The following is a 13,074-nucleotide window of genomic DNA, read 5'->3' on the forward strand; positions in this document are numbered from 1 at the left end:
AGGAGCGAGGAGGCAAGGCAAGGGGTGTTGACCGAACCGGCCACCTATAGTGCGCCCGTGACCCGGTTCGGCCGGTGGATCGCCGATCCCGGCCGGGACGTGGCCGCGGACGTGCGGCCGCTGATGCTGGCCGGCCTGTTCGGCACGCTCACCATCTTCCTCGGCGGCGTTCTCAACACGATCGCGGTGTCGCTGGTCTGCGCCATCCATCGGCCGGGGCCGGCCTTCATCGGCTGGGCGGTGTTCGAGCTGGCGCTGGGCGCGATCCGGCTGGCGGTGCTGGCGCGCTGCCGCCGCAACGCGCAGGCCGGCCGAGAGACCTCCACCGATCTCTATCTGATGCTGGCGATGCTGTGGGCCTGCGGCGTCGGCTTCGGCGGCTTCATGGGGATGATGAGCGGCGACTGGACGATCGCCGCGCTCACCGGCATCTCGTCCGCCGCGATGGCGGGCGGCATCGCCTTCCGCAATTTCTACGCGCCGCGCCTGTCGGCGGCGATGATCCTCCTGAGCTTCGGCCCGCTGGTGCCGGGCGCCGCGCTGTGCGGCGTGCCGCTGGTGAAGCTGCTCGTGCTTCAGGTGCCGGTCTATCTCGTCGCGATGTGGAGCGCGGCCTACAAGCTCAACGCCATGCTGGTCCGCACGCTCGCGGCCGAGCGCGAGAATGACCGCCGTGCCTCGCACGACCAGCTCACCGGCCTCGCCAACCGCACCGGGCTGGAGCGCGCCATCACCGCCTGGCAGCATCGCGAGGACCGGCGCGGGCCGCTGGCCTTCTTCTATGTCGATCTCGATGGCTTCAAGCTCGTCAACGACCAGCATGGCCATGTCGCGGGCGATGCGCTGCTGCGCATGGTGGCGGCGCGGCTGATGGCGCTGGCGCCCGAGGGCGGGCTTGCCGCGCGCATCGGCGGGGACGAGTTCGTGCTGCTGGTGCCCGAGGCGGATCGCGGCGGCACGCTGGGCCGCGCCGAGCGGGTGATCGCGGCGATCGCGGGCCATCCTTACGATCTCGACGAGAATGTCTCCTGCACGATCGGCGCGAGCATCGGCATCGCCCGGCTGCCCGATCATGGCCATGACGTTGGCACGCTGATGTCGGCGGCGGATGGCGCGCTCTACGAGGCGAAGGGCGGCGGGCGGTGCCGCGCGGTGATCGCGCCGGCGCCGGGGCTGCGCCTCGCCGATGCGTTCTCCGGTTCACGCCGCGCCGCGACGCGCTGATCGATACGCGCGGCTTCCCCTCGCGCGCTCGCGCGCCTATTTTGCCGCCCATGACCAGCACCATCGAATCCGCGCCCGCCGATCGGGCCGCTACTCCCGCCGTGCCGCCGGCTGCCGTCGCCTCCGTCTCGCTCGGCGATTTCGCCCGCGATCGTGATGCCTTCGCCGAGGCGCTCGGCTCCTCCTTCGAGCGTTACGGCTTCGCCGTCATCGCCGACCATGGCATCCCGAGCGATCTGATCGCCCGCGCCGAGGCGGCCGCCAGGGCGCTGTTCGCGCTGCCCGAGGATGTGAAGCGCGCTTACCATGCGCCCGGCACCGGCGGCGCGCGCGGCTACACCCCCTTCGGCATCGAGACCGCCAAGGGCGCGACCGCGATCGACCTCAAGGAATTCTGGCACGTCGGCCGCGAGCTGCCCGAGGGGCATCGCTACACCGACGTGATGGCCGCCAACATCTGGCCGAAGGAGCTGGCCGAGTTCCGCTCCGTCATGCTCGAACTCTATGCGGCCTTCGAGGCGACCGGCGCCCGCCTGCTCGAGGCGATCGCGCGCTATCTCGGCCTCGCCCCGGATTTCTTCGAGAATACGGTGGAGGACGGCAATTCGGTGCTCCGCCTGCTGCACTATCCGCCGGTGACGGGCGACGGCCCCTCGATCCGCGCGGGCGCGCATGAGGATATCAACACCATCACGCTCCTCCTCGGCGCCGAGGAAGCGGGCCTCGAGATCCTCGACCGCGACGGCCAGTGGCTGTCGGTGACGCCCAGGGAAGGCGAGCTGGCCGTGAATGTCGGCGACATGCTCCAGCGGCTGACCAACAACCGGCTGCGCTCGACGACGCACCGCGTCGCCAACCCGGCCTCGGCGCGGCGCGGCCATGCGCGCTACTCGATGCCCTTCTTCCTGCACTTCCGGCCGGACTATCTGATCGAGACGCTGCCGAGCTGCGTCGATGCGGAACACCCGGATCTCTATCCGCAGCCGATCACCGCGCATGATTATCTCATGCAGCGCCTGCGCGAGATCAAGCTGCTCTGATGCGCCTCAAGCGGGTGGGGATCAGCCCCGCCCGCGATAGGTCGGCACGCCCTGATCGGGCAGCCACAGGCCGTCGGGCACCGGGCCGGACTGCCAGAACACGTCGATCGGAATACCGCCGCGCGGATACCAATATCCGCCGATGCGCAGCCAGATCGGCTTCATCTCGTCGAACAGCCGCTCGCCGATGCCGACGGTGCAATCCTCGTGGAAGGCGGCGTGGTTGCGGAAGCTGCCGAGGAACAGCTTGAGCGATTTCGATTCGACGATCGTCTCCGCCGGCGCATAGTCGATCACCAGATGCGCGAAGTCGGGCTGTCCGGTGACCGGGCAGAGCGAGGTGAATTCGGGCGCGGTGAAGCGCACCAGATAGGGCCGGCCGGTCCTCGGATTGGGCACATAATCGAGAATGGCGTCCTCGGGACGCTGCGGCAGCGGGCTCGTCTGGCCAAGATGGATGGGGCTCATGCCGCCCACCTAGGATCGCGTGCCCGCGTTAGCAATGCTTGGCGAGGTCGAATCCGGGGCCTATGCGGGGCGTCCAAGGAGTGCCCGCATGGATGATCTCGTTACGGTCGAATGGCTTTCGCGGCGGCTGGAAGATCCCGGCGTGGTGGTGCTGGACGCCACCTATCTGCCGTTCGAGCCGGAGCGTGATGCGGCGGCCGAATATCGCGCGGGGCATATCCCCGGCGCGCGCTTCCTCGATCTGGCGACGCTGGCCGACCGGGCCGATCCGCGCCCGACCATGGCGCCCGGCCTCGATGGCTTCCGTGAGCGGATGGCCGCGCTGGGCGTGCGGCGCGACGATCGGATCATCTTCTACGACGACAGCCCCCACCGCACATCGGCGCGGGCCTGGTGGCTGTTCCGCCTGTTCGGCGCGCACCGCCTCGCCATCCTCGACGGCGGCGCGGAGGCGTGGCGCGAGGCCGGCCTGCCGCTGGAAAAGGGAGACGGGCATGGCGCCGCCATCACGGCCCAGCGCACCGGCTTCGCCCATCGTGACGACGGGCTGATCCGCGCGCTCGCCGATGTCCGCCGTCTGGTCGATGCGCCGGCCGAGCAACTGATCGACGCGCGGGGCGCTCCGCGCTTCTCGGGCGCCGATGCCGATCCGCGTCCGGGCGTGGCGCCGGGCCATATCCCCGGCTCGATCAACCTGCCCTATAGCCGCCTGTTCGAGGCGGACGGCCGCTGGAAGAAGGGCCATGCGCTGGCCGAGCTGTTCGAGGCCTCCGGGGTCGATCCGGCACGGCCGCTGGTCTTCACCTGCGGATCGGGGATCACGGCGGCGGGCCTGCTCTTCGCCGCGCATATGCTCGGCCGCGACGACACCGCGCTCTATGACGGATCGTGGAGCGAATGGGGCGCCGACCCTTCCACCCCCAAGGCGACGGGGGTGGGCGCGTGAGCCACGAGGACCGCGAGGAGACCCGCCTCGTCACCGGCGGGCGGCGCAGCGAGTGGACCGGGCCGATCGTCAATCCGCCGGTCTATCGTGCCTCCACCATCCTGTTCGAGGATTGCGCGGCGCTGAAATCCGGCGCGGGCCGCAACGCCGACGGCGAATATCATTACGGCCGGCGCGGGACGCCGACCCAGTGGGCGCTTTCCGAAGCGCTGACCGAGCTGGAGCCGGGTGCCGAGGGCACGATGCTCTATCCCTCCGGCGTCGCCGCGATCGCGACCGCGCTGCTCGCTGTGCTGAAGGCGGGCGACGACCTGCTGATGGTCGACAGCGTCTATGAGCCGACCCGCGCCTTCTGCCGCAACGTGCTGGCGCCGATGGGGATCACGACGCGCTTCTACGATCCGCTGGTGGGCGACGGGATCGACGCGCTGATCCAGCCCAACACGGCGGCGATCTTCCTCGAAAGCCCCGGCAGCCTCACCTTCGAGGTGCAGGACGTGCCCGCCATCGTCGCGGCGGCGAAGGCGCGCGGGCTGGTCACGCTGCTCGACAACACCTGGGCGACGCCGCTCTTCCTGCCGGCGATCGCGATGGGGGTGGACCTCTCGATCCTCGCCTGCACCAAATATGTCATCGGCCATTCCGACGCGATGATGGGCTCGGTGACGGCGACGGCCGAGCATTATCCCAAGCTGCGCAAGATGACGCAGCTCTTCGGCCAGCATGTCTCGCCCGACGACGCCTATCTCGCCAGCCGCGGCCTTCGCACGCTGGCTGTGCGGCTCAGGCAGCATGAGGCGGGCGCGCTCGCCGTCGCGCGCTGGCTGAAGGGGCGGCCCGAGGTGGCGCGCGTGCTCCATCCTGCGTTCGAGGATTGCCCCGGCCACGCCGCCTGGAAGCGCGACTTCAAGGGTTCGTCGGGGCTGTTCAGCTTTGTGCTGGATGGCGGCGATGCGCCCGCCCGCGCCGCGCTGATCGACGGCCTGAGGCATTTCGGCATCGGCTATAGCTGGGGCGGCTTCGAGAGCCTCGCGCTGCCGGTCGAGCCCTCGATGCTGCGCAGTGCGACGACGTGGCAGGCGGAAGGCCCGCTGGTGCGCCTCCATATCGGGCTGGAGCATCCCGACGACCTGATCGCCGATCTGGACGCGGGCCTCGCCCGTTTTCGCGCCGCGCGCTGAGGCTTCCGCTTCGGGGTGCGGGCGCGAGCCCCGCACCCCGAGGGAATCCGATCGGAAACTGGCCGATCAGAAGCTGGCGCTGATCGAGCCGACCACCACGGCCTTCGCCGCGCGATAGGTCTGGAAGGCGCTGGGCGTGCCGGTCTGGTCCACCAACGGGTTGTTGCGCGCGTTCTTGTGCGACACGTTGGTGCCGACGCCCGAGACGTCGAAGGTGAGCGACTTCCACTTGTAGCTCACGCCCACATTATAATCGATGTAGTCCTTGGTGTAGTCGAAGCCGCCGCCGGTGTGGCCGAGGTGGCTGTGGATGCTGAACGCCGTCCCCGGCACCGAGAAGCCCAGCTCGCCATAGACATAGACGTTGTAGTTGGCGCCCGAATAATAATCGAACGCCTTCTGGTTCGGGGCGATGTTCACGCCGATCTTGCCGGTGGCAGGGCCGTAGGTCTTGGCGAGCGAGCCATAGACTTCATAATAATTGCCGGCCGGCGCGCCCGGATAGAGATAGCCGTAGAGACCGCCGTCGAAGGTGACGCCGGTGCTGCCCAGCGCGTGGGTATAGCCGCCATAGACGTCGATCTCGGAGCCGCCGATGTTGACCGTGCTGTTGCCGGCGCTGGCGCTGGACCCCCAGGTCGAGAGATAGAAGCCGGAGGCGTGCGCGACGGTCACCGAGCCCTGGAACACAGGGCGGTTGTTCGACTGCGAGATGCCGCGGAAGCGATATTGCGACCACACGCCCGCCGAGCCGGTGATGGTGAAGGCCGACGGCGGTGCCGTGGGATCATCCGCCAGCGCGGGAGTGGCGACGAAAGCGGAACCTGCCAGAACGGCAGACACGAGCAAGGCTGTGCGCATCGGATGGCCTTTCGATATCGATGATCTCTTCCACCCGCGAGCAACCGGTGCCCGTCTGTTCGCCGACGGGGCTCCGCGATTGCTGGGAGGAATGTGCGCAGGATTGGCGCACCGCACAATAGATATCGGGGATGGGGGAGGCGGAAGCTCATCGATGTTGCATTGCGGCAACAATTTTGTGACCGAAACTCAGCGTTCGACGATGCGTCCCGCTTCCATCGCGATGGTGCGGTGGCATAATTTGCGTGCGGCCGCCGCATCATGGGTGACGAACAGCATCGCCAGCCGACGCGTGCGCTGGAGCCGCAGCAGCAGATCGAGGATGCGCCCGGCAATCAGCACATCGAGCGCGGAGGTGGCCTCGTCGAGCAGCAGCAGCTCGGGTTCGGGCGCGAGAGCACGGGCGATGGCGACGCGCTGCGCCTGCCCGCCGGAGAGCGTCGCAGGGCGGCGGTCGAGGAAATCGGATGCGAGCCCCACCTCGTCGAGCAATGTCCGAACCTTTTCGGCGCGTTGCCGGGCATCGAGTTCGGGGCGGAGGCGCAGCAGCGGTTCGGCGACGATCTCCGCCACCGTCCAGCGCGGATCGAGGCTGGCCGCCGGATCCTGGAAGACGGGCTGGATGAGGCGGCGATGCCCGGTCCGCATCCGGGCACGCGGCGGGAGCGCGGCGCCGCGCCAATGGACGCTGCCGCCGCTCTGCGGCCCCAGCCGCCCGATCGCGCGGGCCAGCGTCGATTTGCCCGAGCCCGAATGGCCAACCAGCGCCACCGCCTCGCCTTCCGCGATGCGCAGGTCGGCGTCCTTCACCGCCTCCAGCCTGCGCCGCCGCCAGCCGGGCAACGCATAATCGACGCTCACACCGCGCGCCTCCAGCAGCGGCGCGCCGATCGGCGGACGCGGGGGGAGCGGCTCGTCCAGCCGGGGCATCGCCGTGACGAGCGCGCGCCCTTCCCGCGAAACGGGATAGGTGAGCACCGTGCGCGCGTCTCCCGCCTCGACGACATGACCATTGTCGAGCAGCAGCGCGCGCGTGGCATGGCCGGCGACCGCCGGCAGATCGTGGCTGACCAGCAGCAGCGCGAGGCCGCGCGTCTGTCGCAGCCGGTCGAACAGCCGCATGATCCCGGCGCGCAAGGGGGCGTCGAGCGCCGAGGTCGGCTCGTCCGCCACCAGCAGCGCGGGGCGGTGGGCGATGGCGCAGGCGATCATCGCGCGCTGGCGCTGTCCGCCCGACAGGCGATGCGGATAGGCGGCCAGCAGGCGCTCGGGCTCGTCGAGCCCGACTTCCGCGAGCAGGGCGACCAGCTCCTCATGGGTGGGGCGCGGGGCGCCCGTCTGCCGCCACGCTTCGGCGAGCTGGGCGCCGATGGTGAGGTGCGGGGCGAGCGCGGTGGCCGGCTGCTGGAAGACGAAGCCGGCACGGGCGCGGAGCCCGCGCAGCGTCGTCCCGGAGCAGCCGATCAGCTCCTCGCCCTCCAGCCGCGCCGATCCGCCCGCCATCGCGGGGAGCAGGCCGAAGGGCGCGAAGGCGGTGGTCGTCTTGCCCGATCCCGAGGCGCCGACCAGCGCCACGCATTCCCCGGCGTCCAGCGAGAAGGAGACGCCCGACAGGATGTGCTGCCCGCCGATCGTCGCCATCAGCCCGTCGACCGCGTAGATCATGGCGCCAGCCGATCCCGGAGCGCTTCGCCCGCGCGCGTCAGCGCCACCAGCAACGTCACCAGCACCGCGCCCGGCACCAGCAGCGTGGCCGCCGCGACATCCATGTCCTCGGCGCCGTCATGGACGAGGATGCCGAGCGATGTCATCGGTTCCTGCACGCCTAGCCCTAAGAAGGAGAGGAAGCTCTCCACCATCACCACCTGCGGCACGGTGAGCAGCAGATAGGCGATGGCGACGCCCGCGAGGTTGGGCAGCAGATGGCGCGTCATGATCGCGCTCGTGCCGGCGCCGGCGGCCTCGGCGGCGAGAATGAAGGGGCGGTGCCTGAGTCGCAGCACCTCGCCGCGCACGACGCGCGCCATGGTCAGCCATTCGACGGCGCCGATGCCGGCGAACACCAGCACGATCGAGCGGCCGAACACGACCATCAGCAGGATCACCACGAACATGAAGGGCAGCGCGTAGAGCGCGTCGACGATCCGCATCATCGCCTCGTCGATGCGTCCGCCGCACCAGCCGGCGATCATCCCCCAGAGCGTGCCGATCGCCAGCGCCACCCCCGCCGCCGCGCCCGCCACGGCGAGCGTCACCCGCGTGCCGGCGAGCGTGCGGGCGAGCAGGTCGCGGCCCACCGCGTCGGTGCCGAGGAGGTGACCGGGGGAGAGCGGCGGCGCCCGCACCGCGCTCCAGTCGATCGCGTCATAGCTCCACGGCAGCAGCAGCGGGCCGAGGATGGCGGCGAGCGCGATCCCCGCGACGATAGCGAGCGGCAGGACGCCCGGCCTCATCCCGCGGCCCTCGGGTCGAGCCAGCCATAGAGCAGGTCGGCGATCAGGTTGAACAGCAGGATCAGGCCGGCGTAGAGGATCACCACCGCCAGCACGAGCGGATAGTCCCGGTTGAGCGCACCCTGCACGAAATAGCGGCCGAGCCCCGGCAGCGCGAACACCGTCTCCACCACCACCGCGCCGGTGAGCAGCCCGGCCGCCGCCGGGCCGACATAGCTCGCCACCGGCACCAGCGCCGGGCGGAGCGCATGGCGCAGCAGGATGCGCCCCTCGGAGAGGCCGCGCGCGCGGGCGGTGCGGACATGATCCTGCGCCAGCGTGGTGGCGAGGCCGGCGCGGGCGAGGCGGGCGATGGCCCCTGCGGTCGGCAACGCCAGCGCGATGACGGGCAGCAGCAGATGACGCGGATCGCCGCCGCCCCAGCCGGATACCGGCAGCCATCCGAGCAGCAGCGCGAAGGCCAGCACCAGCAGCGGCCCGGTGACGAAGCTCGGCAGCAGCGTCGCGATGGTGGCGGCGAGCATCAGCACCCGGTCGGCCCATCCACCGGGCCGCATCGCCGCCAGGGCTCCGGCCGCGATGCCGAGCGGGAGCGCCACGGCCAGCGCCAGTCCTCCCAAGGTCAGCGAGACGGGCAGCCCCTGCCGCACCAGATCGCCGACCGAGAAATCGCGATAGACCAGCGAAGGCCCGAAATCCCCCTGCGCCAGCCCGAGCAGATAGCGCCCGAGCTGCTCGATCAGCGGCCGGTCGAGCCCATAGGCATGGGCGAGCGCGGCGCGGGTCGCCGGGTCGAGCGGGCGTTCGGCGTCGAACGGCCCGCCCGGCGCGACGCGCATCAGCAGGAAGGAAAGGAGGATGACGGCGGCCATCGTCGGCAGCGCCGTCATCAATCGCCGGACGAGGATCGCGCGCATGGGTGGCTCAGCCCCTCATGCCGCGATCGCTGTCCGGGTCACCGCTTATTGCGGGGTGGAGACGGTCGTGTTCTGGGCGTTGCCGGCCGGCGCCGCCAGGATGTTCTTGGTGTCCGCGCCCTTGTCGACCACGCTGGTCGCGGGCGAGCCGGCTTCCGAGCGGATGCCCGCGTCGGGCGCGCCGCCGGCGGCTTCGACGAGGCTCTGCTGGCCGGGGCTCACCGCCGCCTTGCCGCCGAACATCGCGGCGAGCGCTTCGGACGCGGCGGTCTGCTCCTGCGGGCGCGGCGCGCCGGGGCGCGGCGGACGCAGCGCGAAATCGGGCGGGATGACGAGCGGCGGCGAGCGCGTCACCGCAAACTCATTGGGGGCGTTGCGATTGCCGAAGCCCGTCGCCTTGGAGCTTGCGCAGGCCGACAGCGCGCCCAGCGCTCCCAGCATCGCCAACGCACCGATCGTCTTACGCATGCAGATCCTCCGAAGCCGCGGCGGGCGCGCGCGCGAACAGCGCCCGCAGCACCAGCAGCAATACGCCTATGGTAATAGCGGCATCGGCGACATTGAACACCAGGAAAGGATGCCAGTCGCCGAAATGCAGATCGAGGAAGTCGGCCACATAGCCGAGCCGCACCCGATCGGCGATGTTGCCGAACGCCCCGCCGAGCACGAGGCCGAGCGCGCAGGCATCCGCCTTGTTGCGCTCGCGCCACAGCCAGAAGATCACGGCGGCGGCGATCGCGCCGGTCATCGCGACCAGCAGCCAGCGATCCATCGCGCTGCCGGCCGTCAGGAAGCCCATCGAGATGCCGTGATTCTCGACCCACAGCAGGCGAAAGATCGGCAGCAGCTCGATCCCGCCGCGGCCCGGCAGGTCGATGCCCTGCACGATCACCGCCTTGATGATCTGATCGACCGCGAAGGTGAGGATCGCGAGGCCGAAGCCCAGCCGGCGGAAGCGCCCCTGCACGAGATCAGCCATGCACCGCCCCATCGCAGCGGTCGCAGAGCGCGCCGTCCTCGGTCACCTCCGGCAGATGGCGCCAGCAGCGGCCGCATTTGTGCCAGTCGGTGATGGTGACGGCGACGGTGGTGGTGTCGGTCGTCTCAAGCTGCACGTCGGAGACGATGAACAGCTCGGCCAGCTCGGACGGGGTGGCGGCCGGACGCTCGGGCGTGCCGATCGCGACCTTCGCCTGAAGGCTGGAGCCGATCTCCTTGGCCTTGCGCTTGGGCTCGATCTCGGCCGAGACGGCGAGGCGCAGGCGGCGGAGATCCTCCCAGTTGGCGGCGAGGCCTTCGTCCATCCACAGGCCGTCGACCTCGGGCCACTCGGTGAGATGCACCGAGCCCGCGTCCGGATAGCGCGTGCCCCACACTTCCTCGGCCGTGAAGCAGAGGATCGGGGCGGCATAGCACACCAGCGCGTGGAACAGGATGTCGAGCGTCGTGCGATAGGCGCGGCGCGTGAGCGAGGTCGGCGCGTCGCAATAGAGCACGTCCTTGCGGATATCGAAGAAGAAGGCCGAGAGATCGGCGTTCGCGAAATCCGTGAGCGCCCGCGCGTAGCGGTTGAACTCGAAGGCGTCCGCCGCCGACTTCAGCTCCGCATCCAGCTTGGCGAGCAGGTGGAGCACATAGCGCTCCAGCTCGGGCATGTCGGCCGCCGCGACGCGCTCCTCGTCGGTGAAGCCGTCGAGCGCGCCCAGCATGTAGCGGAAGGTGTTGCGCAGCTTGCGGTACGCGTCGGACGTGCCGGCCAGCACCTCCTTGCCGATGCGGACGTCCTCGAAATAGTCGGTCGAGGCGACCCACAGGCGCAGGATGTCGGCGCCGCTCTCGTTGATGATCTTGAGCGGATCGACGACGTTGCCGAGGCTCTTCGACATCTTGCGGCCCTGCCCGTCGAGCGCGAAGCCGTGGGTCAGCACCGCGTCGTAAGGCGCGCGGCCGCGCGTGCCGCAGCTCTCCAGCAGCGAGGACTGGAACCAGCCGCGATGCTGGTCCGAGCCTTCGAGATAGAGGTTCGCGCGGACGCCCTCGCCATAGCGGGCCTCGATCGTGAAGGCGTGGGTGGAACCCGAATCGAACCACACGTCGAGGATGTCGTTCACCGGCTCCCAGCCCTTGCCGGCATGGTCGCCCAGCAGCACGTCATGATCGGCGGTGAACCACGCATCCGCGCCGCCGGCCTTGAAGGCCTCGACGATGCGGGCGTTGACCGCCGGATCGTTCAGATATTTGCCGTCCTTGTCGACATAGAGCGCGATCGGCACGCCCCAGGCGCGCTGGCGCGAGATCACCCAGTCGGGGCGGCCCGACACCATCGCGCCGATGCGGTTGCGCGCCTTCTCGGGCACCCAGCGGGTCTGCTCGATCGCGTCCATGGCGAGTTCGCGGAGGGTGGGGCCGTTGGAGGTCATGTTTGCGGCACGTCCTTCGACAGGCTCAGGACGAACGGTGTTTCCCGCTGAGCCCTCATCCCCGTTGCCGCCAGCCAAACCCGCCCCGTTCGTGCTGAGCGCGGTCGAAGCATGTGCCCCAAGCGCAGCGTCTGCCTCCGAAAGCGCGCGCCCCTCCACCGCATCGATTTCCGCCGCGATCGGCTTGTCCATGGCGATGAACCACTGCGGCGTGCAGCGGAAGATCACCTTGGCCTTGGAGCGCCACGAGTGCGGATAGCTGTGCTGGAAGCTGCCCGATGCGAGCAGGGCGCCGACTTCGCGCAGGTCCGAGCAGATCGGGCCTTCGGGCGCGTTGAGCTTGGGGTTGATGACGGAGAGCGGGTTGCCGCCCATCCACGCCCAGTCGGCGCGGTAGCGGCCGTCGCCTTCCACCGCGAACACCGGGTCGATGCCGTGCGCCTTGCAGAGCAGGAAGTCGTCCTCGCCATGATCCGGCGACATGTGGACGAGGCCGGTGCCGGCGTCGGTGGTGACGAAATCGCCGGGCAGGAAGGGGCGGGGCTTGGCGAAGAAGCCGCCCTTCTCGTGCATCGGGTGACGCGCGATGGTGCCGGCGAGCATGAAGCCTTTGAGCTCCATCTCAACTGCGTCGCTATTGTCCCACTTGGACCCGATGCGCTCTAGAAAGCTCGCAACCAGCGGGGTAGCAACGAGAAAGCGCTTACCGGCGTAGGCTGCCAACGTTGGCTCGCTGTCCACCGCGCCGGTCTTCAACTCGAAAAGTGAATACTCAACGTCCGGCCCATAGGCGAGCGCCTGATTGACCGGGATCGTCCAAGGCGTCGTCGTCCAGATCACCGCATGGGCGCCGACCAGCTCGGGGATCGCGCTCTCGACGATCTCGAATGCCACGTCGATCTGCGTGGACGTGATGTCCTCATACTCGACCTCGGCCTCGGCGAGCGCGGTCTTCTCGACCGGGGACCACATCACCGGCTTCGCGCCGCGATAGACCTGGCCCGTCTCCGCGAACTTGAGGATCTCGCCGACGATCGCCGCCTCGGCGTCGAACTTCATGGTGAGATAGGGATCGTCCCAATCGCCCATCACGCCCAGCCGCTTGAACTGCTGGCGCTGCGTGTCGACCCAGCGGTCGGCATAGGCACGGCACTCGGCGCGGAACTGCGCGACGGGCACCTCGTCCTTGTTCTGCTTCTTGGCGCGATAGGCTTCCTCGACCTTCCATTCGATCGGCAGGCCATGGCAGTCCCAGCCGGGAACGTAGGGCGCGTCCTTGCCCATCAAGGTCTGCGAACGGACGATGATGTCCTTCAGCACCTTGTTCATGGCGTGGCCCATATGGATGTCGCCATTGGCGTAGGGCGGGCCGTCGTGGAGGATGAAGCGCTCGCGGCCGGCGCGTGCTTTACGCAGCGTGCCGTACAGATCCTCGCTTTCCCACTTCGCCAGAATCGCCGGTTCCTTGGCGGCGAGGCCCGCCTTCATGGGGAAGTCGGTCTTCGGCAGGAAGACGGTGTCGCGCCAGTCGCGCTGCTGCGGGGTATCGGTTGCGTCGGCCATA

At 69.5% G+C, this 13,074-nt stretch carries 12 protein-coding genes; 4 read left to right on the plus strand and 8 right to left on the minus strand.

Features of this window, described 5'->3' with window-relative positions; all coding sequences use genetic code 11:
• Window positions 1–57: 57 nt before the first annotated feature.
• Together FHS98_RS19110 and FHS98_RS16230 are read left to right on the plus strand one after the other, a co-directional pair.
• Entirely contained in the window at window positions 58–1,224 is a 1,167-nt protein-coding gene (locus FHS98_RS19110; RefSeq protein WP_341786085.1) for a diguanylate cyclase domain-containing protein, read from the plus strand.
• A 50-nt stretch (window positions 1,225–1,274) separates the two neighbouring features.
• Window positions 1,275–2,264 carry an isopenicillin N synthase family dioxygenase gene (locus tag FHS98_RS16230; RefSeq protein WP_167107534.1) on the plus strand — a complete coding sequence of 330 codons (990 nt, stop codon included), beginning with the start codon at window positions 1,275–1,277 and terminating at the stop codon, window positions 2,262–2,264.
• A gap of 21 nt (window positions 2,265–2,285) precedes the next feature.
• Here the strand turns inward: FHS98_RS16230 and queF are convergent, their stop codons facing one another.
• Window positions 2,286–2,732 carry a preQ(1) synthase gene (gene queF, locus FHS98_RS16235; RefSeq protein ID WP_167107537.1) on the minus strand — a complete coding sequence of 149 codons (447 nt, stop codon included), beginning with the start codon at window positions 2,730–2,732 and terminating at the stop codon, window positions 2,286–2,288.
• A gap of 88 nt (window positions 2,733–2,820) precedes the next feature.
• On the opposite strand from queF, the gene FHS98_RS16240 reads away from it, so the two are divergent.
• Together FHS98_RS16240 and metC are read left to right on the plus strand one after the other, a co-directional pair.
• Window positions 2,821–3,678 carry a sulfurtransferase gene (locus FHS98_RS16240; protein ID WP_167107540.1) on the plus strand — a complete coding sequence of 286 codons (858 nt, stop codon included), beginning with the start codon at window positions 2,821–2,823 and terminating at the stop codon, window positions 3,676–3,678.
• A complete protein-coding gene (gene metC / locus FHS98_RS16245; RefSeq protein WP_167107543.1) occupies window positions 3,675–4,859 on the plus strand; it encodes a cystathionine beta-lyase in 1,185 nt (394 codons plus the stop codon). Before FHS98_RS16240 ends, metC begins: the two co-directional genes overlap by 4 nt.
• Window positions 4,860–4,925: 66 nt before the next feature.
• On the opposite strand, the gene FHS98_RS16250 is transcribed toward metC, so the two are convergent.
• The 7 genes from FHS98_RS16250 to FHS98_RS16280 all read right to left on the minus strand — a co-directional run bounded on the left by FHS98_RS16250 (window position 4,926) and on the right by FHS98_RS16280 (window position 13,073).
• Complete coding sequence (locus tag FHS98_RS16250; RefSeq protein ID WP_167107546.1) at window positions 4,926–5,720, minus strand: TorF family putative porin; 795 nt, start codon at window positions 5,718–5,720, stop codon at window positions 4,926–4,928.
• Between the two features lie 189 nt (window positions 5,721–5,909).
• Window positions 5,910–7,385 (minus strand): nickel ABC transporter ATP-binding protein NikE, encoded by a 1,476-nt coding sequence (gene nikE / locus FHS98_RS16255; RefSeq protein WP_167107549.1) that lies wholly within the window; start codon window positions 7,383–7,385, stop codon window positions 5,910–5,912.
• Window positions 7,382–8,173: an ABC transporter permease gene (locus FHS98_RS16260; protein WP_167107552.1), complete on the minus strand. Its 792-nt coding sequence runs from the start codon at window positions 8,171–8,173 to the stop codon at window positions 7,382–7,384. The genes nikE and FHS98_RS16260 overlap by 4 nt, the downstream gene beginning before the upstream one ends.
• Window positions 8,170–9,090, minus strand: a complete 921-nt coding sequence (locus FHS98_RS16265) for an ABC transporter permease (RefSeq protein WP_167107555.1) — start codon at window positions 9,088–9,090, stop codon at window positions 8,170–8,172. The genes FHS98_RS16260 and FHS98_RS16265 overlap by 4 nt, the downstream gene beginning before the upstream one ends.
• A gap of 45 nt (window positions 9,091–9,135) precedes the next feature.
• Entirely contained in the window at window positions 9,136–9,558 is a 423-nt protein-coding gene (locus FHS98_RS16270; RefSeq protein WP_167107558.1) for a DUF3035 domain-containing protein, read from the minus strand.
• A complete protein-coding gene (gene lspA / locus FHS98_RS16275; RefSeq protein ID WP_167107561.1) occupies window positions 9,551–10,069 on the minus strand; it encodes a signal peptidase II in 519 nt (172 codons plus the stop codon). Before lspA ends, FHS98_RS16270 begins: the two co-directional genes overlap by 8 nt.
• On the minus strand, window positions 10,062–13,073 hold the full coding sequence (locus FHS98_RS16280) for an isoleucine--tRNA ligase (protein WP_167107564.1): 3,012 nt from the start codon (window positions 13,071–13,073) through the stop codon (window positions 10,062–10,064). Before FHS98_RS16280 ends, lspA begins: the two co-directional genes overlap by 8 nt.
• Window position 13,074 lies beyond the last annotated feature (1 nt).

It is taken from the genome of Sphingomonas oligoaromativorans (assembly GCF_011762195.1).
GTDB lineage: Bacteria > Pseudomonadota > Alphaproteobacteria > Sphingomonadales > Sphingomonadaceae > Solisphingomonas > Solisphingomonas oligoaromativorans.

Coding starts and splice junctions, on each gene's coding strand:
- lspA (WP_167107561.1), bottom strand. CDS start 10,069: ATGGCTGATCTCGTGCAGGGGCGCTTCCGCCGGCTGGGCTTCGGCCTC.
- FHS98_RS16280 (WP_167107564.1), bottom strand. CDS start 13,073: ATGGCCGACGCAACCGATACCCCGCAGCAGCGCGACTGGCGCGACACC.
- FHS98_RS16265 (WP_167107555.1), bottom strand. CDS start 9,090: ATGCGCGCGATCCTCGTCCGGCGATTGATGACGGCGCTGCCGACGATG.
- FHS98_RS16240 (WP_167107540.1), top strand. CDS start 2,821: ATGGATGATCTCGTTACGGTCGAATGGCTTTCGCGGCGGCTGGAAGAT.
- FHS98_RS16250 (WP_167107546.1), bottom strand. CDS start 5,720: ATGCGCACAGCCTTGCTCGTGTCTGCCGTTCTGGCAGGTTCCGCTTTC.
- FHS98_RS16230 (WP_167107534.1), top strand. CDS start 1,275: ATGACCAGCACCATCGAATCCGCGCCCGCCGATCGGGCCGCTACTCCC.
- nikE (WP_167107549.1), bottom strand. CDS start 7,385: ATGATCTACGCGGTCGACGGGCTGATGGCGACGATCGGCGGGCAGCAC.
- FHS98_RS16260 (WP_167107552.1), bottom strand. CDS start 8,173: ATGAGGCCGGGCGTCCTGCCGCTCGCTATCGTCGCGGGGATCGCGCTC.
- FHS98_RS16270 (WP_167107558.1), bottom strand. CDS start 9,558: ATGCGTAAGACGATCGGTGCGTTGGCGATGCTGGGAGCGCTGGGCGCG.
- queF (WP_167107537.1), bottom strand. CDS start 2,732: ATGAGCCCCATCCATCTTGGCCAGACGAGCCCGCTGCCGCAGCGTCCC.